This window comes from Nonomuraea angiospora (assembly GCF_014873145.1).
Classification (GTDB): domain Bacteria; phylum Actinomycetota; class Actinomycetes; order Streptosporangiales; family Streptosporangiaceae; genus Nonomuraea; species Nonomuraea angiospora.
Window position 1 is genome coordinate 2,567,278 of sequence record NZ_JADBEK010000001.1, and the last position, 25,528, is coordinate 2,592,805.

Here is a 25,528-nt window from a genome sequence, read left to right on the forward strand (position 1 = left end):
CGCGGTCGTGACGGCGGATGTGGTCAGCTCGCCGTCGGGCAGGGTGGGTCGTAGGGCACGTCGGGCAGATACTGGCGCCACTCGGCCGGCGTGATCGGCGGGAAGACCAGCGCGCAGATCCGCCGGGCGGCGCCGGCGGGGTCGACCGGCCACAGGCGGGCGGTCGAGTCGCCGGACACCGTGGCCAGGGTGGCGCCGTCCGGGCTGAAGACCGCCTTGTTGACCTCCCCGAGGTGACCGGTCAGCGTGGCCAGCGCGGTGGCTCCGGCCGGGTCGGCGATGTTCCAGAGCATCGCGGTCCGGTCGTCGCCGGCGGTGGCCAGCGTGCGGCCGTCGCGGCTGAAGGCCACCGACTGCACGCTGTCGGCGTGCCCCCGCAGGACGGCGACGGGCCGGTCGAGGGAGCGCACGTTCCAGAGCCGGGCCGTGCGGTCGCCGCCGCCGCTGGCCAGCAGCGTGCCCGTGCGGTCGAAGGCGAGGTAGTAGACCGTGCCGCCGTGGCCTCTGGCGACGCCGAGCGGGGCCAGGTCGGCGGCGCGCCACAGCCGGATGGTCCGGTCGCCGCCGCCGGTGGCCAGCAGCCGGCCGTCGGGGCTGAAGGCCACGGCGTTGATGGCGGCCTCGTGGCCCTTGGCGACGGCCCGGCGTACCGGATGCCCGGGGTCGGAGATGTCCCAGACGTACACGTCGGACTTCTCGCCCGCCACCACCAGGCTCCTGCCGTCGGGGCTGACGGCCGCGGCGAAGATGTTGCCGATGCCGGCCGCCGTCGCGGACAGGAGCCGGGGGCGTGCCGGGTCGGTGAGGTCCCACAGGCGTATCGAGCTGTCCAGGTCGGTGCTGGCCAGGAGCGTGCCGCCGCGGGCGAAGGCGACGGCGGTGACCCCGTTGGCGTGCCCGGTCAGCGTGGCCAGCGGGCGGGGATCGCCCGACACGTCCCAGATCCTGATCACCGGGTGGCTGGCCGTGGCGAGCAGGCGGCCGTCGGGGCTGTAGGCGAGCGCGTAGACCGTGCCCTGGTGGCCGCCGAGCAGGGGCCGGCCCAGGTCCCACACGCGTACGGTGTCGTCGCGCCCGCCGGAGGCGAGGACGCGGCCGTCGGGGCTGTAGCGGACGGTGTAGACGGTGTTCGAGTGCCCCGTCATCACGATCGGGTCGGCACGGACGTCGGTCAGGTCCCACAGCCGGACCGTGCGGTCGTAGCTGCCGGTGGCCAGGGAGCGGCCGTCGGGGCTGAAGTCGACGGCGACCACGCCGTTCTCGTGCCCGGAGAGCGTGGCCAGGTGCCTGCCGTGGCGGGGATCGCGCAGGTCCCACAGCCTTACCGTGTTGTCGAAGCCGCCCGTGGCCAGGGTGTCGCCGTGGAAGGCGGCCGCCAGCACGGCCTTGGTGTGGCCGCGCAGGTCGGGCAGGCGTTCGGGGTGACGCGGGTCGCCGACGTCCCAGAGCATGACGTCGTTGGAGAAGGCGGTGACGGCCAGCGTCCTGCCGTCCGGGCTGAAGGCGACGTCCGACAGTCCCTCCGGCCCGCCTTTGAGCGTGCTCACCGTGTACGGTTTGCTGGGATTCGTAACGTTCCATAACAGGGCAGTGGCGTCGTAGGAGGCGGTCACCAGCAGCGTCCCGTCGGGGCTGAAGGCCAGCCCGATGATCCCCAGGCTGTGCCCGCCCATCGTGGCCAGCTCCACAGGGTGCCGGGGGTCGCGCACGTCCCACAGGTGGGCCGTGTTGTCGTTGCCGGCCGTGGCCACCGTCTCCCCGCCCGGCGCGAACGCCGCCGCGGAGATGCCCTTGGCGTCGCCCACCACCGACGACAGCGCGCCCGGCCGCAGCGGATCGGTCACGTCCCACATCCGCAGCGTGCCGTCGAGCGCCACCGTGGCCAGCCGCCTGCCGTCGGGGCTGTAGTTCACCGCGTAGACCGCGCCGGCGTGGGCGGTCAGCACGTTGGCGTACGGGTTGGCGGGCGTGCTGAGCACCGCGCCGCGCGACTCGGTGGTCGGCGTGAGCCGCTGGGCGGCCAGGGCGAGCTGCGCGGCCAGCGCCGGGTTGCCCGCCCGCAGCGCGACCGACTCGTTGGCGACCTTGCCGGACAGCGCCGCGTTGCGCTGGTCGCCGATGTCGCGCTGCCCGCGTACCGCGACCACGACCGCCGCCGTGGTCAGCAGCAGCAGCGCCGCCAGCACGGCCACGAGCCGGCGCAGCCGCCGGGTGCCGCGCCGCTGCGCCGCGGCCTCCACCTCCTGGCGTTCGACGGACGCCGCCAGGAACCGCCTGGCCTGCGGCCCGGGCGCGGCGTGCGGGCCGGCGCCCTCGGCCCAGAGGCGGGCCACGGCCAGCCGCGAGCCGCGGTAGAGCGCGCCGGGGTCATGGCCCTCCTTCGCCCACCGCGCCGCGGCCTCGGCCAGGTCGCGGCCGACGACCAGCCCCGCCCGGTCGCTCTCCAGCCAGCCGGCCAGCCGGGGCCAGGCGGTGAGCAGCGCCTCGTGGCTGATCTGCACCTTGTCGAGGTCGACGGTGATCAGGCGCTCGGCCACGAAGCGGTCGAGCACGTCCTCCGCCTCGGCCGCCACGGCGGGGTCGTGGTCGGCGAGGACCTCGGCGATCGTCATGCTCCTGCGGGTGGCGGCGGTGTCGGACGCCACGTGGACGAGCGTCAGGAACAGCCTCCTGGCCAGCTCCTGGCGGTGTTCGCCCAGGCCCAGGTAGACCTTCTCCGCGCTGTCGGCCACGGCCCTGCCGATGCCGCCGACCTTGCGGTAGTCGGCGATGGTCAGCCGCCTGCCCTGACTCTCGCGCCACATCGCGTACAGGGCGTGGGAGACCAGCGGCAGCGTGCCGGCCTCGTGCGCCTCGCCGTCGGCGCGGGCCGGGGCGACCTCGCGCAGCAGCAGCTCTACCAGGCCGTTCTCGATCTCTATGCGCGCCTTGCGGGCGGGTTCCACGACGGCGGCGCGCAGTTCGTCCTCGCGCATGGGGCCGACCACGAGCTGGCCGGAGCGCATCGCCGCGAGCAGCTCGGGGTGGCGCATCGCCTGGCCGTAGAAGTCGGCGCGCAGGCCGGCCACGACCACCGCCCGCTCCGCCGCCTCGCCCAGCGCCGCGACGAACCTCGTACGCTCGTCGGGGTCCTCGCAGACCGTGAAGACCTCCTCGAACTGGTCCACGATCAGCACCTCGCCCCGCTGCCGCGCCAGCGCGGCCATCGGGTGCGGCCCCGGCGTGAACACGGCGGCGTCGCGGCCCAGCGCCGGGACCACCCCCGCCCGCAGCAGCGAGGACTTGCCCGAGCCCGAGGCGCCCACCACGAGCCGCAGGCCCGGCTCGGTCAGGCGGGCGACGAGCTGCCCGGTCAGCGCCTCCCGGCCGAAGAACCACTCGGCGTGCTCGGTCTCGAAGGCCGCCAGGCCCCGGTACGGCTCCGGCCCCGCCGGGCGGCGGCCGGGCGCGCGGCGTACCCGGTGCCAGGCGTTGAGCCACTGCTCGACGGCCGCCTCGTCGCTCACCCCGCACACTCGCAGGACCTCGACCAGCAGGTCGCGTGAGGAGAGGGAGGGCAGGCCGCGCCCGGCGAACCAGTCGCCCAGCGTGCTGGGGGCGATGTCGGCCCCCACCTTGGCCGCCACCTGGCGCACCGACACCCCGGCGGATTCACGCAGCCGGGTCAGCGCCTGGCCGAACTCCTCGCGGGTCGTGATGAGTGCCTGCTCCTGCACGAGCGCCTCCTCGGACCCGGCTCGCCGTCATGGTAACCGGCCGCATACGGAGTTGTACGGATAATCGCCGCCCACTCCCCCGGCGCTGGTCGGAGGCGTTGAATCTGTCCGAGAAGGGGCTGACGTTGATCGACGTATTCGTTGTTCTCCCGCGTCATTCGAACGATCAACGCCTTGATCGATCGGCGGGTACAAGGGCGTCCCGGACGCCGGCCGTCGGTGCAGGTCCATTAACGTGCCACGAGGCTGCGATGCCAACGCAGGATCGTCGCAGGGGTCGCGGGGAACACCTTCGCCCACCGGGTCAGAACGGACCAGCACCTCACCAACCGGTAGACCAGCGACAAAACACCCCGCGATGGTCGCAGCCGCTACCCGGATCATGAAGCAGTTCAGAGCATGAAGCCATGTTTTCGGCGGGATGACCTGAACGGCATCAGGTGCGGCGAGCCGACCGCGTGGGCCTCCAGAACTCCCTGGAGACCACCTACCGATGATTCGATGCGACCGGAGAACGACCACAGGATCAGGTTCTAGAAGTGGGTGGCGACACCGAATGCCGCACGCAATTGGGCCATGTCATGACGGTCTCGGTCGCTGGGTTCATACCCTTGGTGGAAGGCAATCTGCTGGGCCACCGACAGGCAGTCCACCGAAACACCCTCGATCATGCCCGTGGTGAAGGCGTCCGCAGGGTAGTGAAAGGTGCCGCCATGATCGTCGGCTTGCTGGACGGCGGAGCCGTCCGCCTCGAACCGCAGCGGATGCAGGTCCAGCTCGTGACCATGGTGATCCTTCATGACGAACCGGGCGGGTCGGCCGGGCTGGGCATCGGGCTGCTCGATGAACCCCGCGGCCTCCAGCGTCTTGATCAGCAGCGGTTCCTGCTCGACGCGGTGCAACAGGTCAAGGTCGCGATGCTCGCGGGTGACCTTGCCAACCAGGGCATCGATGCCCCATCCACCAGCAACCCAGATCTCGCAATCCGCGTCGCGTAGCAGCGCCAGCAGCCGTAGCATCACACGCGCATCCATCATGGGAGGCATTCTGCCCGCCCCGCCTGGGCCATGTCGATCAAGCCCGACGGCCCGCCTGCGCCGCCGGGCAACCTCGGCCAGGGCCTGGTCGTGGGTGAGGCCGTCCCGGGCGGACCGGAGGAGCACCAGGTTCGACCTTGCTGAGAACAGTGATGTTCGCAACCCCCGTAAGATGCGGCCAGTGGGGTGGGAAACACTCGGGCAGTGGGGCGAAGACGTCGCTCGCATCGAACCGCTCGCCGGCGGAGTCGCCAACGACGTGTGGAGCGTGCGCGTCAACGGGCACCTCGCGGTCGGTCGTCTCGGTGCCAGGAGCGACGCTGATCTCGCGTGGGAGACCGAGCTCCTCCAGCACCTCGACCGTGAAGGTCTGACCGTGCCGGTGCCGATCCCGACTACGGACGGCCGGCTGTTCGTCGACGGTCTGGTGGTGATGACCTACCTGGAGGGCGGACCGCCCGAGACGCAGGCCGACTGGCGTCGCGTGGCCGGCACGCTCCGCGAGCTGCATCGGTTGACGCGGGGCTGGCCGCAGCGCCCAGGTTGGCGATCGTCGACCGACCTCCTGCACGCCGAGACCGGGACGAGGATCGACCTCGGCACGATGCCCCCTGAGGGCGTTGCCCGATGCCGGGCAGCGTGGGCGCGGCTCACCGGGCGTCAGACGTGCGTCGTCCACGGCGACCCCAACAACCCTGGCAACGTCCGCATGACCGCGAATCAAGTCGCGCTGATCGACTGGGACGAGTCGACCTCGTGCTGCCCGACAACGCCGCCGGGCTGGACGACGGCGCGTACGACGTCGCCGCGCAAGCGTCGGCCGCGTGGGAAGCCGCCGTCTGCTGGGGCGACGAGTTCGCAGTCAAGAGGCTCGCCGAAGTTCGAGCGGTCTGAGAACGCGTTCGAGGAGTTGGGTTACCGGCGGTCGAGTGCGCACATCACTTGGCCAAGCCGTGGTCCTTCGTGTCGGCCATGGAAGGGACGCTACTGTTCGCCAGTGCTGCGGTGCGCCGCAACGGAACCGGTCATGCAGACGCGCTGCCGGTGCGGGCAGCTCAGCACGGCAGCAAGGGTCCGCCGTTGACCCTCAGGCCGCCGCCGTGGCCGTCGCTGACGCCGGTGGCCAGAAAGCCGAAGCTCACCCGGCCGAACGACGGGACATAGCCGTTGTACGACTGGTTGCCGGCCGACATGCTCTGGCCTGGCTGAATCACGATCGCATCCCACGCGTTGGTGACCTTGGTGCCGTCGTCCCACGTCCAGGTGGCCGTCCAGCCGTCGACCGGTATCCCGTTGTTGATGAGGGTGACCTTGATCTGAAAACCGTTGGTCCACGAGCTGACTTTCTCCCACTCGCACGCGATGATCGTCGCTTGCGCGGGAGAGGCGTACGTGGCGATCAACACGATCGCTCCGGCGAGAGCCGCCGTCACCCGAGCCAACCGCGATGTACGTCGTCTCGTCATGACCAACCCTTCGGCAGGAGCGGGCACGGCCCGGCACCGAGGAACGCTTCCCCTCGGAGGTACCTCTCTTGAAAGACCGGGGTCAATGCGGGAACCGGCCTGCGCCCAGAGCCTGCGCACCGACACGGCTTCACCTGCCGTCATTCCCGATCAGGGGCTCATCCTGGGATTTTCGAACTGAAACTTTCACGTGTCATCCCGCCGGAGCGCTTGCCGCCAACGCGTGGGTGGCGAGGGCCAGGGCTTGCTGGGGTGTGATGCTGCTGCCGTCGTTCGGGTCCTCTCACGCCTCGCCCAGGGCGGCGTGGGTGGAGGTATTGGTGGTGATGCGGAAGCTCTGATGCCGAATGCCGTGCATGAGCACGTCCACGCTGCGTGGCGTCGGTGCTGCGGTGGGAGGACGGGGTACGGGCTTGCCGACGGCTGCGGTCCACGCGTGAGCGATCGCGAGGGAGACGGCCCACCTGGTGTGGACGTGCTCGGGCTGATGGTCGAGGACGGTTGTCGGCCACTTCTCGCGAGTCGGAGCGAGATGATCTTTTCAGGCACGTAGGGCTGTAGGGCGTCAAACTCGCGCGTGGGGTTTGAGCTGGGATTTCTCCGACCGAGCCATGAAGTCCGACATGGCGCGGGCCCAAACCCCGCCGCCGCCAGGACCCGGCGGACCATCCCCTCCCCCCACCCGGCATCCAAGGTAACAGCCTCGCCAGTGCGGCCGGCAGCTGCGCGAGGGCATCCTGCTGCCCGCGGGGATCACCACCCCGACCCCGGCCGATCAGCGAGGTGCGCCGCCGAGCACGCCCGCTTATATCGCACGCCGGCCGAGCGCGCCGACCCGGAGCTGTGGGCGAGGCCGGCCGAGCTGCTGCAGGTGCCCGCCGATCGGCGAGTCTCGGAGCTGGAGCGGCTTCGCACCGCGCCGACGCGGGCCTCGGGCCGGGTGATGGCGGCGGAGTCGCATCGGGCGGCCGAGATCGGCGCACCTCGCACGCCGGACATTCGAACCCGGATCGGCAAGATCGCTCATGTTCGCAGAACCTACCGCGCACGCTGTTATGAGAAACGGTTTTGCGAGAGGCTATGGGAACGGCGGGCGAGGACAAACCAGACACCGCCCGGTGGATCGGCACGGCGTGCCAGAACTCCTCATTTCTGAGAACACGAACGGTAGCTGTCGTTACACAAAGCTACTTTGGGGCTCATCTCACGAACCCGAGCGAGGGGCCTTCCGGCGAGCTTCGAGCGCATCCAAGATCAGGTCCAGGCCGTAACTGAACTCGCCGGTGTAGTCGTAGCCCGGCCGCAGTGCGTGGTCGCGGATCATCTCGGTGAGGTACGGCAGCTCCTCCGCCGGCAGATGCCGGAGAATGCCGCCGGCCACTTCCTCGACATCGTCCGGCGTCGTCATCGGCAGGTTCGCCTCCTGCAAGACGAACCCGGAGACGTAGCTGTCGATGAGCGAGACGGCGTGCGCGGCCATCGGCAGCGTGAACCCCGCCTTCCGGAGGACGCCCAGGACTGCGTCGTGGTGGCGAAGCGTCGCCGGTCCCGGATCGCGACGGGAGTCCATGAGGCCGAGAGCCCAGCTGTGCTGCGACAGGACCCCACGTGCGGAGAAGGCACGGGTACGGATCGCATCGCGCCAATCGTCGCATTCGGCACCGGGCAGCTTGATCGCCGCGAACACCATGTCGACCACGCCGTCGAGGATCGCGTCTTTGTTCGGCACGTGGTGGTAGAGCGACATCGCCTCCACGCCCAGTTCCTGCGCCACCCGGCGCATGGTGATCGCCTCCACGCCGCCGCGATCCGCGACCCGGATCGCGGCTTCCAGCACGAGGCCTCTGCTCAGCGGTTGTGGTGGTGGTGGTGGCACGACGGCTCCGGGGTGTGGGCGAGTTGACAGCCTTACGAGCGTAAGCCAACCTTACATGCGTAAGCAGCCTTACGAGTGTAAGCCTGTCCAGGTTCGCGTCAGCCAGGGTTCAGCCAACACCTGACCTGTGACGCGCCCCGCCGGGGCGAGAGGAGATTTCGATGCCGATGCCGAGGTGGTGGGGGCACGTGAACAAGAGGGTGTTCAACCCCCGCGCGATAACCGGCGGGGAATGGCCGGTACTGATTCACGTCGGTCGCATTTCTGGCGCCACGTACCGCACGCCGCTCGATGCGCATCCCGTCGACGGCGGTTACCTGTTCGTTCTGGTGTACGGATCGCGCTCCGATTGGGTGCAGAACGTCCTGGCGGCCAAAGGTGCGCGGCTCCGGGTCGACGGGAGAGAGGTGGAACTCACCGCCCCACGCCTTGTCGGTAAGGACGAGGCGTTCCAGGCCCTCCCCGATGAGGTGGCGCGCCCACCGAGGCTGCTCCGCATCACCGAGTTCCTCCGCATGGACCTTTTCACAGGCTGACCCTGGCCGCCGCCCCGGCAGTCCCTGTCTCGCGCGTCGGGGACCTCGCCGATCCGGTGCCGACAGACTCCGTCACCACGACAATTACAGGACAGGCATCGTGCATACGAACAGGCGGGCAACCGCAATTGCGGGAACACTGATCATCGTAGGCATGATCGCCGGTGTGCTGAGCATCGTTCCCGCTCTCGAGGAGCCACGCCATCTCGCTCTCATTTCCGCACACGAGAGCCAGGTCATCGTCGGCGCAGTTGCTCAGTCCATCATGATCCCCGCCTATGTCGGGTTCGCGCTGTACCTTTATCCGACATTGAGGGCGGAGAACGAAGCGCTCAGCCTTGGTTTCCTTGGGTTCAGGCTGATCGCAGCGACGTTCCACTTCATAGGCGTGATTTCCCTGCCCTTGTTTCTTGTGCTGGGCCATGGATTCACCCAAGCCGGCGCTTCGGACGCATCCCACCTCGAGGTCTTGGGCGAGTTGCTGCGGACGGCGCGCGACTTGGTCAATCACGTCGCATTGATCATCTCGCTGAGCCTCGGAGATCTCCTGTTGTTCCGCATTCTGTGGCGGTCGAGATCTGTCCCTCGATGGTTATCCGGGTGGGGATTCCTGGGAATCGGAGCAGCTATATCGGCGAGCTTCTTGGTGCTGCTTCGCCTAACCGACGTGGTCACGCCACTCTATCTGGCCATGAATGCGCCACTGGGCCTGCAGAGCTTTGTCTTCGCCGTGTGGTTGATGACAAGAGGCTTCGCTACGAATACATCAACCACGGCCCACCAGCACGGCTGACGCGCAGGCCGTCCCCCTTTGTTGCGATGACCTGCGGATTCCGCCACTCGTGAGGCGTTGACCAGGGAGCATCTGATCCCGTAGCACGTGACGCACTCCGGGCTTGCCGCTCACCAAGGCGCCGTCGTTCCGCCGCTCGCCCCCCGCCTGCCACCCTCGGGCAGCAGCGACTCGAGCCGCTCCCGCTCCGCATTGGTTGAGCGACCTCGACGCATACGCGAATCGTGACGATCCGGCAACGGTTAGCCAGTAGATCCAAGAAGCAAACTCTTAGAGCCTGCTGACAAACGATTTTGTCGCAGGGGCTGGGGTGGAGATGCCTTGCTCGAGGCCATTTGCGTGATGTGCCCGCGGACAGGAGCGGGCTCCTGATAGCTGAGGTGTTGTCTACGCAACTCGGCGGCCAGGAGCCCGTGGTTGTCTGTTTACCCGCCCGCGTCCTCGGGCGCCAGCGATTGCGCCTCACCGGGGTGCCGATGTCATACCGAAGGCCGGCACCGCGAGCATGTCCCGGCGAGGGCGTGCTCGCGAACCGGTCATGATCGGAACACGTTTACAGAGATATGCTTCGATTTCTCGCGGTTCTCGCGCTCGCCGTGACCCTCTGCGGTTGCCAGGGTGAGCAAGGATGCACGCTGATCGGCACGCGCGTGGGCGTCCAGGTGGATGTCGCCGCCCCGCTCGCCAGCCGGGTGGTAGCGGCGAAGCTGGAGGTGTGCCAGGCGGGTAGGTGCACCGAGCCCAAGCTGGAGCTCTTCCCCTCCGACCAGGGCGGCAAGTACGGGTTCGGCGACGTCGGGGGGCTGCGCAAGGAATGGGCCACCGTACGGCTGAGGCTCACGGACGCCGCCGGGAAGGAGGTGCTCGACCGCACCATCGACGTCACTCCCAAAGGCCGCTTCCCCAACGGCCCGCAGTGCGGCGAGGGCGGCCCGAACGCGCAGGTGGAGGTCAACGGCGAAGGCCGGATGCGGGAACGGCCCTGACGCATTGACCGCACGTCGCGCCGCGCCTAGCGTCCCCCGTAATAGAGTTTTGAGTCTAAGCGCCAAGTGGCAAAGGCTTAAGTGCTTGCGGGGATGGGTCCGTAGAGGGCTGGTCCGATCTTGTTGATGTAGCCCTGGTGCGACCATTGGAACAGCTGAACGCGGAAGCTGTTGATGTTCTCGATCTCGAGGAGGGCGGCCAGTTCCGGCGGCGGGTCGGCCCAACGGCCCGCGGGTAGCTGGCCGGCCAGTTCACGGGCCAGGCGGCGGGTCATCTGGTGCACGGTGGCCCACCAGATCACGGCTTCATGGTGTTCAGGCTTGCTTTCGTAGACCCGTACCAGCCGCCGGTAGCGGGTCAGCCAGGCCAACGTTCGTTCTGCCACCCACCTGCGGGGCAGAACGACGAAGCCGCCCATGTCGTCGGTGCGCTTGACGATCGTGATGGCCAGGCGCAGCACGTCGCGTGCCCAGGTGACCAGCCGTCCGGCGTAGCCGCCATCGGCCCACACCAGATTGATAGTGGAGTACTTCTCGGTCAGCAGCGCCAGCAACGGGTGTGCGCCGTCAGGGTCTTGGACGGAGGCGGCGGTGACGATCATGCACAACAGCAGCCCGAGCGTGTCGACCGCGATGTGCCGTTTCTGTCCCTTGATCTTCTTGCCTGCGTCGTAGCCGCAGGTCGCGGCCTCGACGGTGTCGGCTGCCTTGACCGTCTGGGAGTCGATGCATCCGGCCGTCGGCAGCTCGCCCCGCCCGGCCATGACCCACAGCCGGCCGCGTAACCGCCCGGCCAGCCGCTCCGGCAGACCACGCCGGGACCAGCGCCCACGGCCGGTGCAGTCGTCCTTGCGCGCCCGTACCAGCCCGAACCGGCCCAGGACCGCGGTGCGACGCTGTGGCGGGAGTAAAAGGCGGCACGGGAGACTCCCAGCAGCTCACACGCCCGCTTGACGCTGTGGCCCCCCTGCTTCTCCGCCTCGGTGAACGGATCCACGCTCACCGGGTCTCCCTCACGATGAAAGCCGTCGCACGCTTGAGCACATCGACGTCCTCGCGCAGTCGCCGATTCTCGCGCCGCAACGCAGCAGTACGCGCGCCTGCGCGAACGCGGGGGTTACCGGAACGACAGCGCCCTGGCTGAGCGTGCGGACGTGCTCGCCTTCACCGGCGCTCCCTTGACGGACGCGATCGAGGTCGTCGGCACACCTTGGCTCGAACTGGCGCACGACTCCGACACGCCGCACGCCGCACCGCCTCCGCGCCGGCCGTCGCATCCGGCTGCTGGTGGCAGGCGGAGAACACCCCCGCTGGGAGCGCAGCCTCGGCACGGGTGAGGACCCGGCCGGCGAGCACGTGCGTGACGCCGTCGGCGGGCGGCCTACCGCGGCTGGACGCGAGCTGGCATGCTCGAGTCGGCACCCCGCCCGGTGGAGGCTACCCATGGCGCTCGCACCCCTGACCCTGCTCGTCCCCGAGCTCCGCGCGGCTCCTTACGCGGGCGGCACGGACGTCCTGGACGACCTGGTGACCTGGGCGACCGCGCCCGGCCCCACCTCGGTGCGCCTGGTCTCCGGCCCGGCGGGAACCGGCAAGACGCGGCTGGCGGTCGAGCTGGCCGCCCGGCTTCCCGCGCCCGGCCCGCCCGCCGCTGGAGCGCCGTTCGTCTGGGCGCGGCCGGGCGCGCGGCCGCCGGAGCCGGAGGGGCCGGCGCTGGTGATCGTGGAGGACGCCGACGCGCACGAGGTCGGCGCCCTGGCCGGCCTGCTGGCCGGCGCGATCGGCAGGCCGGGTACGCGGGTGCTGCTGCTGGCCAGGTCGTTCCCCATGATGTGGGCGACGTGGGCGGAAGAGGTCCACACCTCTCCTGAGCAGGAGGCGTTCGCGCTGGTCGGACGGGCGGAAAGCATGACCCTGCCGTCCGTGGAGCTGGACTTCGCCGCGGTCCACGCCGCCATCGCCGCCAAGTTGGGCCTCGCGCCGTCGCCGGCGCCGTCATGGCGGCCGTCCGAAGCCGCGACCCCGCTGGACGTGCAGGCCGCCGCCCTGGCCACGCTCCTCGCCGACGGCCGGGACGTGAGCCTCGACGTCGACGGGTTGCTGCGGCTGGAGGAGGAACGGTGGCTGGCGGTGGCCGCCGGCCTGGGCCTGGCGCCCGGCCTTGACCTGCTGCGCGACGTACTGGCCGTGGCCGCCGCGCTGGACGGCTCGGTGTTCGGTGACGGCGACCTGGAGCTGGGCGAGCTGCTGCTGCGCGTGCCGGAGCTCGCGTACGCCGACAGCGAGGAGCGGCGCGACCTGGTGCGCTGGCTACGGACGGCCTACCCGCCTTCGGCGGTGCCCGCGGCCGGCCGGCCCGCGTGGCCGGAGGACCTCATGCTCGGCCTGGCCGCCGGCCATCTCACGCGGCGGCCCGAGCTGGCCGCGCGCCTGCTGCGCAGGCTGTCGGACCGGCGAGCCTGGCGCGCCCTGGTCGCTCTGGCCAGGACCGCCGCGGGCCGCCCCGAGGGCGTACGCGCGCTGGCCGCGGTGCTGGGCCAGGACCTGACCGGGCTGCAGAACGTGCTGACGGCGGCGCTCGGCACCGGCGTCACCGGCACGCTCGACGCAGCGCTGGCGCTCGCCCTGGACGAGCCGTTGCGCGCGGGAGCCACGCTGGCGGAGCTCCTTCCCGGCCCGGCCGCGCTGGACGAGGCGGCCCTGGCGGTCCTGCTGCCGATGACCAACGGCCTGGCCGGCGCGGACGAGGCGGCGCAGACCTCCGCCGCCGACCTGCGGTGGCTGCAGGGGAAGCGGCTGTCCGAGCTCGGCCACGACGACGAGGCCGCGGACGCCCTGCGCGACGCGGTGCGGTTGTACCGGTCGATCCCGGGCGAGCGTGAAAGTCTCGCGCTCGCGCTCAACAGCCTCTACAACTGCCTCATGGGCCTGGGCCGGCAGGAGGAGGCGCACGCCGCCATCGTCGAGGAGGTCGAGCTGAACCGGGCGCTGGCCGGGAGATCCCCGGGCCATCGCGCCGCCTACGCCGCCTCACTCAGCAACCTCAGCGCGGCCCTGGGCCGGCGCGGGCGCGAGGAGGAGGCGCTGGCGTCGGTTTCGGAGGCGGTGTCGATCCTGCGCGTGCTGTCGGGCGCCCGCCCACGGGAGCACGACGCCGACCTCGCCGGCGCCCTGGCCAACGAGGCGTACGCGCTGACGCGGCTGGGACGCCCCGAGGAGGCCCTGGCCGGGCTGTACCAGGCGCTGGAGATCCGGCGCAGGCAGGCCGGCGAAGACCCGGCCGCCTTCCTGCCCAAGCTGCTGCTGGTCCTCAACAACCTGTCCGCCACCCTGCGCGAGAGCGACCGGCTCACCCAGGCCGCCGAGATGGCCCGGCGCGCCGTCACGGTCGCGGGCGAGCTGGCGCCGGCGCAGGCGCGGGCGCAGCGCCCGCTGATCGCGGCGACCCTGCTCAACAAGGCGGTGGTGGGCGCGTACCTGGGCGACGCGGCGGCCGCCGAGGCCGACATCGAGGCTGCGCTGGACATCCAGCGGCAGTTGGCGGTCGAACGGCCGCAGCAGTACGGCGGGCAACTGGAGAAGATGCTGCGCGATCGGCAGCGGCTGCTGGACTTCCTACTTGCTCAGCAGGTCGATCAGCATCTGGACGATCCGGCCGACGTTCGGCACGCCTCTGACGTCGGCGACGAACCTTAGCTCGTCGTCCTTGCGCTTCCTCCGCAGCTCGATCCGGGGACGCATGATCGCCACCGCGGCGCCGATCGCGATCACCGCGGCGATCGTGTCCGGGCCGATGGGCAGCGTGCTGCGCTGACGTACCCGCTCGACGGCGGATTCGACCTCGGGAGCGACATCGGGCAGGGCGGCCAGCTCGGCCAGCAGTTCCCGCGCCGAGGGAGCGGGCGCGCCGGCGGTGACCTGGACGTCGAGGGCGTCGGCCAGCTCACGCACGAAGGCGCGGTCCCGCCCCGTCTTGGCCTCGATCTCCTGCTGGGTGGTGGCCGGCTCCTCGTCCTGGTCGAAGGCCGTCATGAGGTGCTGCAGCACGCGTACCGCTTCTTCTTCGCTCAGGTCCTCGATGGGGGGCATGGGCGCTCCTCAGCAACCGATCAGTTTGAAGGCAGACCAATGGTAGAGATGCCGCCACTCGGGACGGTCCGGATCGTCGTACATCGCGTGCTGCGCGTCGGCCAGCGCCCGCCACTTCGGGACCCCGTCCCGCAGCCAGAGCCGGTAGAAGTCCTCCAGGACGCGGGTGGAGGAGCTCAGGTCCACGTCCCACAGCGGCGCCACCACCGTGTCGGCGCCCGCGGCGAGGAAAGCCCTGGTCGGGCCCCACATCTCGTCGCTGGCCGCGCTCACGCCGCGGCCCAGCGAGCACGCCTGCAGGGTGACGTGGGCGGCCCGGGTGCCCTGTCCCATGAGATCGCGGCCGGACAGCAGCGCACTGTCCTGCCCGCCGGGCACGGAGCTGAGCGCGAAACCCGAGCGCATCACGTCCGCCGTGTCGTGGAAGGCGCCGTGGGCGAGCAGGTGGTGCAGCACCACCGACCGGGTCGTCGTCTGGAACGCCTCGACCGTGGCATGTTCGCCGAACGTCTCACGGACGCTCGGGAACGAGCCGCTCAGCACCCGTACGAGCGCGCGGTGCGCGCCGCCCATGACCTCGAGGTCGTCGCCCGGCATCGGCGCCGTGGTCACCCCGGCCCGGACGAACCGCGGGTCCTCCCGGGCTGCGGACCTGGACATGAGGAAGTCGAGCATGCCGAGGCTGGGCGCGTACGTCCACCCCGGCCGGTGGCCGCGCCGCCACAGCCGGGGCAGCAGGAGGGCGTGCACCGGCAGGTTGTGCCACTGCTGGTGCGGCAGGGCCACCACCAGCTCGCGGTCCTCCAGGTACGGCAGGGCAGCCGCCAGCGACTCGCCGACCTCGTCCAGGCCGCTCAGGAAACGGGCGTGATGGCGGCCCGGGTCTCGCGGGTCGACCGCCCCGAAGAGCCCTGCGGCCGAGAAGTAGGCCTGCATGCGGGTGACGACCCGCTCCAGCCGGCCGGCCGGCAGCGGGAGGCGCAGCATCGCGGGCGGCCCATCGGGGTCGCGCAGGACGGCGAGGAAGGTCTCGTGCGCGCCCGTGTAGAACGACATCAGCGCCGTACGCTCAGGCAGCCGCCGCCACAGGGCGCGGACGGCCTCCTCGTCCACGATGGCCGGCGGCTCGTCCTGCTCTCCTTGCCAGGCGCGCTCCGCGAGGTCCACGCGGGGATCGGCGAGCGCCTCCCAGGGCAGCTCGGCGACCGGTTCGCCGGCGTCCGCGCGCGCGGCGGGCGGGCGGCTCGGCAGGCCGAGCACGAGGTCGCGGCGGAACCAGCGGCTCTTGGCGTTCTCGATCTCCAGCAGCACCTCCAGCGGCCGCGCATTCACCACTTCGGGATGCCGGGTGGCGATGCGCGCCAGCCGGCCGATCACGTCGATGGCCATCCATCCCCCGTGCGTCTCCCTGGGGCGCGGCGGCCTGATCAGGTTGACGTACCCGGCCTGCTGGCCCTGCCTGGCCGCCCGGAACATCGCATAGGCGTCCTGCGGCTCCCCGATGTCCAGGGCCAGGTCGCCGGCCATCACCAGGACGGGCGTCTCCTTGCTGGCGCTGATCAGGCCGTACGCCTGGGACCGGGTCACGTGCCTGCCCATCTCGGTGGCGAAGCGGTGCAGCGCGCTGGGTTCGGTGTAGGCGAGCTTGCGCAGGGCCGCCAGCATGAACCAGCCCGCGGTGTGCGCGAGGGCTTCGTCCTGGGCCAGGTCCGGGGCCTTGGCCAGCTCGAGCAGGTGGGAGGCGGCCCCCGCGTGGTCGCCGAGCAGGTCCGCGACCCGCCAGCGGTAGAGCTCGATCGTACGCAGGGACCGCGCGTCCTCGGCGTCCTGGCCGGCCGCGTACCCCTGCCGGGCGCGTTCCAGGTGGGCCGCGGCCCGCTCCAGCAGCGTGCGCGACTCCTCGTCCAAGGGCGACAGGTAGCGGTGCTCGGGCTCGTGGTCGGAGAAGGCGATCGTGATGGAGATGCCGGCGCTCATGTTGAGAAGGTCTTCGACCAGCGGGTGCTCGAACGCGGCCGGGTTGCCGAGCGCGGCGGTGACGTGCGTGATCGCCTCGTCGACCCAGCCCAGGTACTCGCAGGACATGGCCGCGATCCGGCGGGCGACGCGGGCCTCGTCGTGTCTGCCGGCTTGCTCGGCGAGGGTGGCGACCCAGGAGGCCACCCATTCGGCGTGGTCGAAGCGGTCCTCGTCCAGCAGGCGGTCCGCCAGGCGCAGCCCGACGGCGATCGAGGCGCCTGTCTCCTCGGCGGTGGACGGCGGTCCGACGTAGCGGTGGTAGACGTAGGAGCGGAAGCCCGGCAGCAGCCGCCCCGCCTCGATGAACGAGATCGTCTCGCGCAGGTAGAGGTCGGCTTCGGCGACGTCGTTGGCGACCTCGCCGACGTCGTCCTGTCCGGTCATGATGAGAGTGCGTGGCAGGCCGTCCTTCGGCTGGACCTGCAGCACCCGCAGGCCGTGTTCGCGGGCGAACTTACGCAGGTCGCCGGCCTGCGCCCAGGCGGGCCATTCGACGGTGGGCGAACGCACGATCGACGTGCCGTACAGGAAGAGCACGGCCTCGGCGTTCGTGCGGGGATCGCGGCGGGAGACGGGCGGGACGGCGAGCGTGGTCCAGACGTCGCCGGTGTTCGGATACACGGCCCAGATCCGCGCGGCCGGCCATTCCGGCTGGGTGACCGGCACCTCACCGAGGACCCTGAGGAACAGGGAGCGGGCGGCGGACTCGATGAGGGGCGGGGTGTCGCCGGTGTCCGGTTCGAGGTAGCAGACCTGGTGGGTGGCCCGGGCGAAGTGGCCGGTGATCAGGTGAGCCCGGACGTCCAGCCCGGCCAGCCGGTACGGGCCGTTGACGCGTAACCGCGCCGTCAGGGCCTTGGCCGCGTCCAGGGCCAGCGTCCGGTCCGTGGTGCCGGGCGGCCGGTGGTAGGGGAAGATCGCCAGCCGTTCGTCGACGATCCAGGTGTCGATGAGCATGGCCGGCTCGTGCGCAGCCCTGGCGGCGTCAGCGAGTCGCCGGCACAGCAGGCGCAGCCGCCGGCCACGCGGCGGCTCTGCCCGCGTGACCAGCACGAACTGCCAGGTCTTGGCGTCGATCTCGGCGCGCAGGAGGTAGGCGGCCTGGCGTTTCCTGCCTTTGAACGGTCCTGACACCTCCACCGGGCGGGTGGGTTCCATGGCGTCGAGGAAGTCGAGTGCGGCCGATACGAGCTCGTCGTCCGGCAGGCCGTCGCCCTGGGGCAAGGGGTACAGGCCGTAGGGGTCGTCCTCACCGGGCGGCGCCGGCGCGCGGATCGCGATCCAGGTGCCGGTGGCGGGGCCGGGTTGTGCGGCGGCGTGGTCGAGCAGGGCGGTGAGGGTGCCGCTGTCCATGGGACGCGGCTCGTCGACGATCACGAGCGTGTGGAGACGGCCTCCGTGGTGGCCGCGCCAAACCCATACGGTTTCGAACTCGAGCAGATCACGCGGCATGGCCCCACCTGACCTCGGAAGCTGGGATCAGCATAGGCGAAGGGGACGTGACTCGCCCGCGACCGGGCGGCGTCGCGCCGCACGTCTCCTCTGGGCAGGACTCGAATATCAGCGTCGGGTACCGCCGTCCGGACTCGGTACGCCAGGTTGGGTGAGGCGTTCGGGAACGACGATCCTGTCGTAGAGGTCCGCGGCTACGCCGCATTGGAGTGCCGCGTCCTTGAGCGCCAAGCCCTTGTCGAGGGCGTAGTGGGCAATGCGGGCGGCCTGGTCGTAACCGACGACGGGACTGAGCGCGGTCACCATCATGATCGAGTGGTCGATGTTGTGGTGCAGCGTCTCGGTGTTCAGGCGGGCCCCTTCGACCAGATAGGTGCGGAAGTGGTCCATCATGTCGGCCAGGATGCGTGCCGAGTGCAGCACGTTCTTGATGATGACCGGGCGGAAGGCGTTCAGCTCGAAGTTGCCCTCACCGCCGGCCATCGAGACGGCGGTGTCGTTGCCGGCCACCTGGATGGCGACCATCAGCATGGCCTCGGCCTGGGTGGGGTTGACCTTGCCCGGCATGATCGACGAGCCCGGCTCGTTGGACGGCAGGATCAGTTCACGCAGGCCGGTACGCGGTCCGGAGCCGAGCCAGCGCAGGTCGTTGGCGAACTTGAACAGCGGTACGGCCAGGGCGCGCAGCGCCGCCGAGGTCCGTACGAGGTCGTCGCAGGAGGCCTGGGCGGCGAACTTGTTGGGCGCGCTGGTGAAGGGCCGCCGGGTGAGCTCGGCGATCTTCGCGGCCATCTCCTGGCCGAAGCCGGGCGGCGCGTTCAGCCCGGTGCCGACCGCGGTGCCGCCGATCGCCAGCCGGTACAGCCCGGTACGGGTCTGTTCGAGATGGGCGATGGCGTCGCCGAGCTGGGCGGCGTAGCCGGACCACTCCTGGCCGACGGTCAGCGGCGTGGCATCCTCCAGATGGGTACGCCCGATCTTGACCACGTGCTCCCATTCACTGCTCTTACCGGCCGCGGCCTCCCGAAGCCGGGTCGCGGCGGGCAGCACGTGGTCGTCGATCGCCGCGGCGGCGGCGAGGTGCATCGCGGTGACGAAGGTGTCGTTGGACGACTGGCCCATGTTCACGTGGTCGTTCGGATGGACGGGGTCCTTGCTGCCCAGCGTCCCGCCCACGAGCTGGATCGCCCGGTTGGAGATCACCTCGTTGACGTTCATGTTCGACTGGGTGCCCGAGCCGGTCTGCCACACGTACAGCGGGAACTCGCTGTCCAGGTCGCCCCGGATGACCTCGTCGGCGACCTGGACGATCACGTCGGCCAGCCATCGGGGAATCCGGCCCGCATGGGCGTTGACGATCGCGGCCGCCTTCTTGATGTAGCCGTAGGCGTGGTAGACGGCCTTGGGCATGCGGTCGTCGCCGATGTCGAAGTGGATCAGCGACCGCTGGGTCTGGGCACCCCAGTAGTGCTCGGCCGGGACCTCGATCTCGCCGAGGGAGTCGCTCTCCCTCCGGGTGCCGGTGGCCCGCAGCCCGATCGGCACCTCGCGGACCTGCGGCGCGTTCATCGTCCGTTCCCGTGGATCGAGCGGTACTTCGGCTGCCACATCGCATCTTGGACCTGCTGCACCGTGTGGCGCAGCGTGGTGCGGGCCAGGTGCTCCTCGGCTGCCCGGTCGGCGACGGCGACGGCGACCGTGGCCGAGACCTCGCGCAGATTCTCCACCTGGGGCAGCAGCGAGGCGCCCGCGGCCGAGACGTCGGCCATGCCGCCGACGGCTTCGGCGGCCGCCTGCAACATACCCGAACTGACCCGGCGCGCCCGCGCCACCACCACGCCGAGCCCCAGCCCCGGGTACAGCAGCGCGTTGTTGGCCTGGGCAATGACATAGGTGACGCCGTTGTAAGTGATCGGCTCGACCGGGATGCCGGTGGCGATCAGCGCCCGGCCGTCGGTCCAGCGGATGAGATCGGCGGGCATGGCCTCGATCCGCTCGGTCGGGTTGGAGATCGGGAAGATGATCGGCCGGTCCACGCCGGCCGCCATGGTACGCACGATCTTCTCGGTGAACGCGCCGTGAGCGGTGGAGGTGCCCAGCAGCATGGTCGGCTTGACCCGCTCGACGACCTCGGCCAGCGAAATGCCATGCCTGCCTCGGGTCCAGCCGGCCACCTCGTCCCTCGGACGGGCGTAGGGCTGCTGGAAGTCACGCAGGTCGGTCATGTCGTCGACCAGGAGGCCCTGCTTGTCGATCGGCCAGATCCGCCGGATGGCCTCCTCGCGGTCCAGGCCGTCGCGGATCATCGCATCACGCAGCTGGTCGGCGTTGCCGATGCCGGCGGTTCCGGCGCCGAAGATGACGATCCGCTGGTCCCGCATCGGCGTTCCCGACACTTTGACGGCACTGAGCATGGCGGCCAGCACGATCGCGCCGGTGCCCTGCATGTCGTCGTTGAAGGTGCAGATGCGCTCGGTGTACTTCTCCAGGATCCGCCGGGCGTTGGACGGGCCGAAGTCCTCCCAGTGCAGCAGGGCGCCGGGGAACATCCGGGTGGCCGTGGTGACGTAGGCGTCGATGAAGTCGTCGTAGCGCTGCCCCCGCACCCGCGCGTACCGGTTGCCGACATAGCCGGGATCGTTCAGCAGGGCCTCGTTGTCGGTGCCCACGTCCAGGGCGACCGGGATCACGCGGGCCGGGTCGATGCCGGCCGCGGCGGTGTAGACGGCCAGCTTGCCGGTCGCGATCCCGGCGCCGCCGCCCAGCCCCCAGTCCCCGATGCCGAGGATCTGCTCCGCGTCGGAGGCCACGATCAGATCGACGTCGTCCGGCCCCAGGTGCAGGTTCCTGAATGCCTGCTCGATCCCGTCCGGGTCGTCAATGGACAGGTACACGCCTCTGGGGCGGCGGTACTGGTGACTGTAGGTTCGGATCGCCTCAGCCACCGTAGGGTCGTAGACGATGGGCAGCATCTCGCTCAGGTGATCGCTCAGGAGCCGGTAGTAGAGCACCTCGTTGCGGTCTCTCAGCGCCTCCAGGTAGATGTTCTTGAGCAGGTCCGTCGGCTGTGCCCGGTACTGCGTGTACGTCCGCCGGGTCTGCTCGTCCAGGGTCTCGACCACCGGCGGCAACAGCCCCTCCAGGCTCAGCTCGGCCCGCTCCTGCGGTGAGAAGGCCGTGCCCTTGTTCAGCAGCGGCTCCCTCAGCACCTGCAGCCCGCGCAACGACGTCACGTAGCTTCCGTCTGGCTGCTCGGCGAACATCAGGCTCGGCAGATCCGGCTTCCGCTTTCCCGGCGACATGGTCATCCCCTTTCCTGAGCAGCCCCGGCCCGGAGCGCCCGGGACAAAGGTGCGGTTGCCACCTCCTGTCTGGCCTTCCCATGCCACGGACGCGGATGCCGACCTTCAGTCAGAACCATCCCTTATATGAACAAAGGGCTCATTGCGGACGCGCCGAGCAAGCCGCCTGGACCCGTTATGGGCGTGGGATGTTGCGCAGGTTGGAGCGGGCCAGGTCGATCATGCGGCCCACGCCGCCGGTCAGCACGAGCTTGCTGGTGGTGGTGGCGAAACCGGCCAGCTGCCGGCCCGTGATGCGCGGGGGCATGGCCATCGCGTTGGGGTCGGTGACCAGGTCCAGCAGTGCCGGGCCGTCATGCGCCAATGTCTCGCGCAGCGCGTCCCGTACGTCTTCGGGGTCGTCGACCCGTACGCCGTGCGCTCCGGCCGCACGGGCGATCGCGGCGTAGTCGGTGTGCGGGTAGGTGGTGCCGTACGGCGGGTACCCGGCGACCATCATCTCCAGATCGACCATGCCGAGCGCGGAGTTGTCGAACAGCACGACCTTGACGGGCAGGTCGTGCTGGATCAGCGTGAGGAAGTCGCCCATCAGCATGGAGAAGCCGCCGTCACCCGACAAGGAGATCACCTGCCGGTCGCGGTCGGCGAGCTGGGCGCCGATGGCCTGCGGCATGGCGTTGGCCATCGATCCGTGGCTGAACGATCCGATCAGGCGGCGCCGGCCGTTCGGGGACAGGTAGCGGGCCGCCCAGACGGTGCACATGCCGGTGTCGACCGTGAAGACGGCGTCGTCGGCGGCCTCTTCGTCCAGGATGGCGGCCGCGTACTCGGGGTGGATCGGCCGATGGCGCTCGACGTCGCGGGTGTAGGCCGTCACCACTCCCTCCAGGGCCTCGGCGTGCTTCTTCAGCATGCGGTCCAGGAAGCGGCGGTCGTTCTTCTCCCGTACCTGCGGGGTCAACGCGCGCAGGGTCTCGCCGACGTCGCCCCAGACGGCCAGGTCGAGTCTGGAGCGGCGGCCCAGGTGCTCGGGCCGGATGTCGACCTGGACGATGCGCACGTGGTCGGGCAGGAACGCGGTGTACGGAAAATCCGTCCCGAGCAGGATGAGCAGGTCGGCCTCGTGCATCGCCTCGTAGGCGGCGCCGTAGCCGAGCAGCCCGGACATGCCCACGTCGAACGGGTTGTCGTACTGGATCCACTCCTTGCCGCGCAGCGCGTGCCCGACCGGAGCCTTGACGCGCTCGGCGAATGCCATCACCTCGTCATGGGCGCGGGCGCTGCCGCTGCCGCAGAACAGCGTGACCGCCTGGGCCTCATCGACCAGCCGGGCCAGCTCGGCGATCTCCTCCCGTCCCGGGCAGATCGACGGCCGCCGCGTCACGATCGCCGGCCCGGTGGAGCGTTCCGGAGCGTCCTGTCCGGCGATGTCCCCCGACATGCTCACCACGGCCACCCCCGACCGGCCGATGGCGTGCTGGATGGCGGTCTGCAGGATCCGGGGCATCTGATCCGGGTGAGAGATCAGCTCCGAGTAGTGGCTGCATTCGGCGAACAACCGGTCGGGATGCGTCTCCTGAAAGTAGGAGGTGCCGATCTCGGCGCTGGGGATGTGCGCGGCCAGCGCCAGCACGGGCGCCATGCTGCGATGCGCGTCGTACAGCCCGTTGATCAGATGTAGATGGCCCGGCCCGCAGCTCCCGGCGCACGCGCAGAGCCGCCCGGTGAGCTGCGCCTCCGCCCCGGCCGCGAACGCCCCGGCCTCCTCGTGCCGCACCTGCACCCACTCGATCGCGGCACTGCGGCGCACGGCGTCGGTGACGGGATTGAGGCTGTCGCCCACCACTCCGTAGAACCGCTTGACCCCCGCCCGCGAGAGAACGTCGACGAACTGCTCAGCAACGCTTTGCCGCGCCATGTCTTCATCCCCTGTCCCCTGCGGCCCCTGGCTCTCCCTCTTTCGTATGCCCCTGGGGATCCGTCGTTCCGCAAAGCGTTTTCCAAATGACGGCATACCCGAGTCCTGGCTCGCCGTCGTCGAAGCGCCCGCCGTCCTGTCCGGTCGGTTCGATCGCACCCATCTCGGCCTTTCGCCAGGCTCCGCCCCTCATCGCCGGCCTGAGCCATTGAACAGCGGCCGGTACGGCACCGGCAGCTAGGCGCCTCCATCGGGGTCCAGCGCCCAGATCCGGGAGAGGTCGCGCGGGTCGCGGCGCAGCACGAACTTCTCCCGCCGCTCAGAGGTATGCGGCGGGTAGGCGAAAGGCTACGGTGCATGAAACGCGCGGTCGGCGCGGATCGCGGGCAGGAGGGACGGACGAGATGTCGAGCGGTGACGCGGCTTCCGCGCTTCGGGAAACGCGCAGGCCGCGCAAGGTGCCACTGAGCAATCCCGATCGGCGCCGGGAGGTTCTGGATGCCGTCCTGGAACTGCTGGCAGAAGTGGGCTACGAGCGGTTGACCATGGACATGGTCGCGCAGCGGGCCCGGGCCAGCAAGGCCACGCTCTATCAGCGCTGGCCGTCCAAGGCGCGCCTGGCGGTGGCGGCCCTGGAGCAGCACCGGCCGCACGTCATCGACCAGGACACCGGTTGCCTCGTCGAGGACCTGCGCCACCTGCTTGTCTCGTGGCTGGCCGGCTGGACACATCTCGACCGCGGCCTGGCGATCGCGCTGATGGAAGGCAGCAGAACCGATGCCGAGCTCGCCCGGTTGCGGCGTGAGCGGCTACGCCGCCCGCTCCGTCAGGCCGCCCGGACGATGCTGGCCCGAGCACGTCAGCGCGGGCAGATCCCCGACGGCGTCGACGCGGACCTGCTGCTGGAGATGCCGCTGTCGGTGGTGCTGATGCAGGTGCTCATCGAAGGCGAACAGCCCGACCGCGCGTTGGTCGACCACATCGTGGACCGGGCGCTGGCTCCCCTGCTCGGCACGCCGCCGCACGAACACGATGAGTAGCGGGGCGGGCATTGTGCGTATAGTACGGGGGCGTACTATGGAGGCTGCGGGCACTACCACCTGATAAAGGGGGAGCCGTCCCATGGATGCAGCCCAGTCTCCTGCCGTGGCCTTGCCCACTCAGCGCAGCTGCCCGTTCGATCCGCCCTCGCAGTATCACAGCCTGCGGCAAGAGCAGCCGATCGCCCCGCTGGCCTTCCCCGACGGTGGCGTGGGCTGGCTGCTGACCCGTCACCAGGACGTCCGCGCGGTGCTGGCCGACGACCGGTTCAGCTCCGACCGGACACGGGCGTCCTCCCCGGTGCGCACCAGCCCGTTCCGCCCCGAGGACAGCCCCGGGATGCTGCTGAACATGGACCCGCCGCAGCACACCCGCTACCGGCGCATGCTGACCCGCTACTTCACCGTGCGCCGGATGCGCGATCTGGCCCCGAGGATCGAGCAGATCGTCGCCGACCATCTCGACGCGATGCACACGGCCGGCCCTCCCGCGGACCTGGTGCCGGCCTTCGCCCGGCCGGTTCCCTCGCTGGTCATCTGCGAGCTGCTCGGCGTGCCCTACGCCGAGCGGGACGTCTTCCAGCAGCGCACCGCCACTCTCCTCAGGCTCGGGACCCCCGAGCAGGAGGCGCGGCAAGCCCGCCGGGCACTGCGCCAGTACATGCGCGACCTGGTCGCGGCCAAACGCGAGCACTCCGACGATGCCCTGCTCACCACTCTGGTCCAGGCAGCGCAAGACCCGCAGACGGCATTGACCGACGACGAACTGGCCGGCCTGGGCATGCTGCTCCTGGTGGCCGGACACGAGACGACCGCCAATATGCTCGCCCTGGGCACCTACGTCCTGCTGCGCCATCCCGACCAGCTCGATGCCCTGCGTGCGCACCCCGAAGGCATCGAGCACGCTGTCGAGGAGCTCCTGCGCTACCTGACCATCCTGCAGTTCGGCACCGTCCGGGTCGCCCGCCAGGACGTCGAGATCGGCGGCCGGCGCATCCGTGCCGGACAGACCGTCGTGCTGGCGCTGGCCGCCGCCAACCGCGACCCCGAGCACTTCGCCCATCCCAACGAGCTCGACCTGTCCCGGGGGCCGTCCCAGCACCTGGCCTTCGGACACGGCGTCCACCAGTGCCTGGGCCAGCAACTGGCCCGCGTCGAGATGCACATCGCCTTCCCCGCCCTGCTCCGGCGTTTCCCCACGCTTCGCCTGGCCGTACCGCCGGAGGAGGTCCCGATGCGCGACGACATGTTCGTCTACGGCGTGCACGCCCTTCCCCTCACCTGGGACAGGTGATCAC

Annotated in this window: 17 protein-coding genes and 1 pseudogene; 7 read left to right on the plus strand and 11 right to left on the minus strand. The window is 70.4% G+C overall.

Going from position 1 to position 25,528, the window contains the following annotated elements; all coding sequences use genetic code 11:
• Window positions 1–23: 23 nt before the first annotated feature.
• Together H4W80_RS11795 and H4W80_RS11800 are read right to left on the minus strand one after the other, a co-directional pair.
• Window positions 24–3,716 (minus strand): nSTAND1 domain-containing NTPase, encoded by a 3,693-nt coding sequence (locus tag H4W80_RS11795; protein WP_192785133.1) that lies wholly within the window; start codon window positions 3,714–3,716, stop codon window positions 24–26.
• A 533-nt stretch (window positions 3,717–4,249) separates the two neighbouring features.
• On the minus strand, window positions 4,250–4,753 hold the full coding sequence (locus H4W80_RS11800) for a nucleotidyltransferase domain-containing protein (RefSeq protein WP_192785134.1): 504 nt from the start codon (window positions 4,751–4,753) through the stop codon (window positions 4,250–4,252).
• A gap of 756 nt (window positions 4,754–5,509) precedes the next feature.
• Here H4W80_RS11800 and H4W80_RS60580 point away from each other — a divergent pair.
• Entirely contained in the window at window positions 5,510–5,647 is a 138-nt protein-coding gene (locus tag H4W80_RS60580) for a hypothetical protein (RefSeq protein WP_225966528.1), read from the plus strand.
• A 161-nt stretch (window positions 5,648–5,808) separates the two neighbouring features.
• Here H4W80_RS60580 and H4W80_RS11810 read toward each other — a convergent pair whose 3' ends face one another.
• Together H4W80_RS11810 and H4W80_RS11815 are read right to left on the minus strand one after the other, a co-directional pair.
• Window positions 5,809–6,156: a cellulose binding domain-containing protein gene (locus H4W80_RS11810; RefSeq protein ID WP_192785135.1), complete on the minus strand. Its 348-nt coding sequence runs from the start codon at window positions 6,154–6,156 to the stop codon at window positions 5,809–5,811.
• A 1,267-nt stretch (window positions 6,157–7,423) separates the two neighbouring features.
• On the minus strand, window positions 7,424–8,056 hold the full coding sequence (locus H4W80_RS11815; RefSeq protein ID WP_192785136.1) for a TetR/AcrR family transcriptional regulator: 633 nt from the start codon (window positions 8,054–8,056) through the stop codon (window positions 7,424–7,426).
• Window positions 8,057–8,283: 227 nt separating this feature from the next.
• Here H4W80_RS11815 and H4W80_RS11820 point away from each other — a divergent pair, with 227 nt between their 5' ends.
• The 3 genes from H4W80_RS11820 to H4W80_RS11830 all read left to right on the plus strand — a co-directional run bounded on the left by H4W80_RS11820 (window position 8,284) and on the right by H4W80_RS11830 (window position 10,410).
• Window positions 8,284–8,631 (plus strand): nitroreductase family deazaflavin-dependent oxidoreductase, encoded by a 348-nt coding sequence (locus tag H4W80_RS11820; RefSeq protein ID WP_318786818.1) that lies wholly within the window; start codon window positions 8,284–8,286, stop codon window positions 8,629–8,631.
• Entirely contained in the window at window positions 8,561–9,424 is an 864-nt protein-coding gene (locus H4W80_RS11825) for a DUF4386 domain-containing protein (protein ID WP_225963377.1), read from the plus strand. Before H4W80_RS11820 ends, H4W80_RS11825 begins: the two co-directional genes overlap by 71 nt.
• Before the next feature lie 563 nt (window positions 9,425–9,987).
• Entirely contained in the window at window positions 9,988–10,410 is a 423-nt protein-coding gene (locus tag H4W80_RS11830; protein ID WP_192785139.1) for a hypothetical protein, read from the plus strand.
• 77 nt (window positions 10,411–10,487) lie between these two features.
• On the opposite strand, the gene H4W80_RS11835 is transcribed toward H4W80_RS11830, so the two are convergent.
• Entirely contained in the window at window positions 10,488–11,291 is an 804-nt protein-coding gene (locus H4W80_RS11835) for an IS5 family transposase (protein ID WP_192793430.1), read from the minus strand.
• Window positions 11,292–11,853: 562 nt separating this feature from the next.
• Here H4W80_RS11835 and H4W80_RS11840 point away from each other — a divergent pair.
• A complete protein-coding gene (locus H4W80_RS11840) occupies window positions 11,854–14,106 on the plus strand; it encodes a tetratricopeptide repeat protein (RefSeq protein ID WP_192785140.1) in 2,253 nt (750 codons plus the stop codon).
• Here H4W80_RS11840 and H4W80_RS11845 read toward each other — a convergent pair.
• The 6 genes and pseudogenes from H4W80_RS11845 to H4W80_RS64500 all read right to left on the minus strand — a co-directional run.
• Entirely contained in the window at window positions 14,026–14,499 is a 474-nt protein-coding gene (locus tag H4W80_RS11845; protein ID WP_192785141.1) for a hypothetical protein, read from the minus strand. The two genes, H4W80_RS11840 and H4W80_RS11845, sit on opposite strands and share 81 nt — an antisense overlap.
• Before the next feature lie 9 nt (window positions 14,500–14,508).
• The gene (locus tag H4W80_RS11850) at window positions 14,509–17,970 is read right to left on the minus strand and encodes a CHAT domain-containing protein (RefSeq protein WP_192785142.1); all 3,462 of its coding nucleotides are present in this window, start codon (window positions 17,968–17,970) and stop codon (window positions 14,509–14,511) included.
• A 108-nt stretch (window positions 17,971–18,078) separates the two neighbouring features.
• Window positions 18,079–19,539, minus strand: coding sequence for a class II fumarate hydratase (locus H4W80_RS11855; protein ID WP_192785143.1), 1,461 nt, complete (start codon window positions 19,537–19,539; stop codon window positions 18,079–18,081).
• Window positions 19,536–21,272, minus strand: a complete 1,737-nt coding sequence (locus H4W80_RS11860; RefSeq protein WP_192785144.1) for an NAD-dependent malic enzyme — start codon at window positions 21,270–21,272, stop codon at window positions 19,536–19,538. The genes H4W80_RS11855 and H4W80_RS11860 overlap by 4 nt, the downstream gene beginning before the upstream one ends.
• A gap of 175 nt (window positions 21,273–21,447) precedes the next feature.
• Complete coding sequence (locus tag H4W80_RS11865; protein ID WP_192785145.1) at window positions 21,448–23,190, minus strand: pyruvate dehydrogenase; 1,743 nt, start codon at window positions 23,188–23,190, stop codon at window positions 21,448–21,450.
• A gap of 237 nt (window positions 23,191–23,427) precedes the next feature.
• Window positions 23,428–23,499, minus strand: a pseudogene (locus H4W80_RS64500) (Mu transposase C-terminal domain-containing protein); the annotation flags it as partial.
• A 95-nt stretch (window positions 23,500–23,594) separates the two neighbouring features.
• Here H4W80_RS64500 and H4W80_RS11875 point away from each other — a divergent pair.
• Window positions 23,595–24,230: a TetR/AcrR family transcriptional regulator gene (locus tag H4W80_RS11875; protein ID WP_192785146.1), complete on the plus strand. Its 636-nt coding sequence runs from the start codon at window positions 23,595–23,597 to the stop codon at window positions 24,228–24,230.
• Between the two features lie 106 nt (window positions 24,231–24,336).
• Window positions 24,337–25,524, plus strand: a complete 1,188-nt coding sequence (locus H4W80_RS11880; protein ID WP_318786819.1) for a cytochrome P450 — start codon at window positions 24,337–24,339, stop codon at window positions 25,522–25,524.
• Window positions 25,525–25,528 lie beyond the last annotated feature (4 nt).

What these genes read in the sequence shown, in the direction of transcription:
- H4W80_RS11840 (WP_192785140.1), top strand. Translation starts at nt 11,854, where the DNA reads ATGGCGCTCGCACCCCTGACCCTGCTCGTCCCCGAGCTCCGCGCGGCT.
- H4W80_RS11800 (WP_192785134.1), bottom strand. Translation starts at nt 4,753, where the DNA reads ATGATGGATGCGCGTGTGATGCTACGGCTGCTGGCGCTGCTACGCGAC.
- H4W80_RS11855 (WP_192785143.1), bottom strand. Translation starts at nt 19,539, where the DNA reads ATGAACGCGCCGCAGGTCCGCGAGGTGCCGATCGGGCTGCGGGCCACC.
- H4W80_RS11865 (WP_192785145.1), bottom strand. Translation starts at nt 23,190, where the DNA reads ATGGCGCGGCAAAGCGTTGCTGAGCAGTTCGTCGACGTTCTCTCGCGG.
- H4W80_RS11850 (WP_192785142.1), bottom strand. Translation starts at nt 17,970, where the DNA reads ATGCCGCGTGATCTGCTCGAGTTCGAAACCGTATGGGTTTGGCGCGGC.
- H4W80_RS11845 (WP_192785141.1), bottom strand. Translation starts at nt 14,499, where the DNA reads ATGCCCCCCATCGAGGACCTGAGCGAAGAAGAAGCGGTACGCGTGCTG.
- H4W80_RS11830 (WP_192785139.1), top strand. Translation starts at nt 9,988, where the DNA reads ATGCTTCGATTTCTCGCGGTTCTCGCGCTCGCCGTGACCCTCTGCGGT.
- H4W80_RS11825 (WP_225963377.1), top strand. Translation starts at nt 8,561, where the DNA reads ATGAGGTGGCGCGCCCACCGAGGCTGCTCCGCATCACCGAGTTCCTCC.
- H4W80_RS11875 (WP_192785146.1), top strand. Translation starts at nt 23,595, where the DNA reads ATGTCGAGCGGTGACGCGGCTTCCGCGCTTCGGGAAACGCGCAGGCCG.
- H4W80_RS11860 (WP_192785144.1), bottom strand. Translation starts at nt 21,272, where the DNA reads ATGTCGCCGGGAAAGCGGAAGCCGGATCTGCCGAGCCTGATGTTCGCC.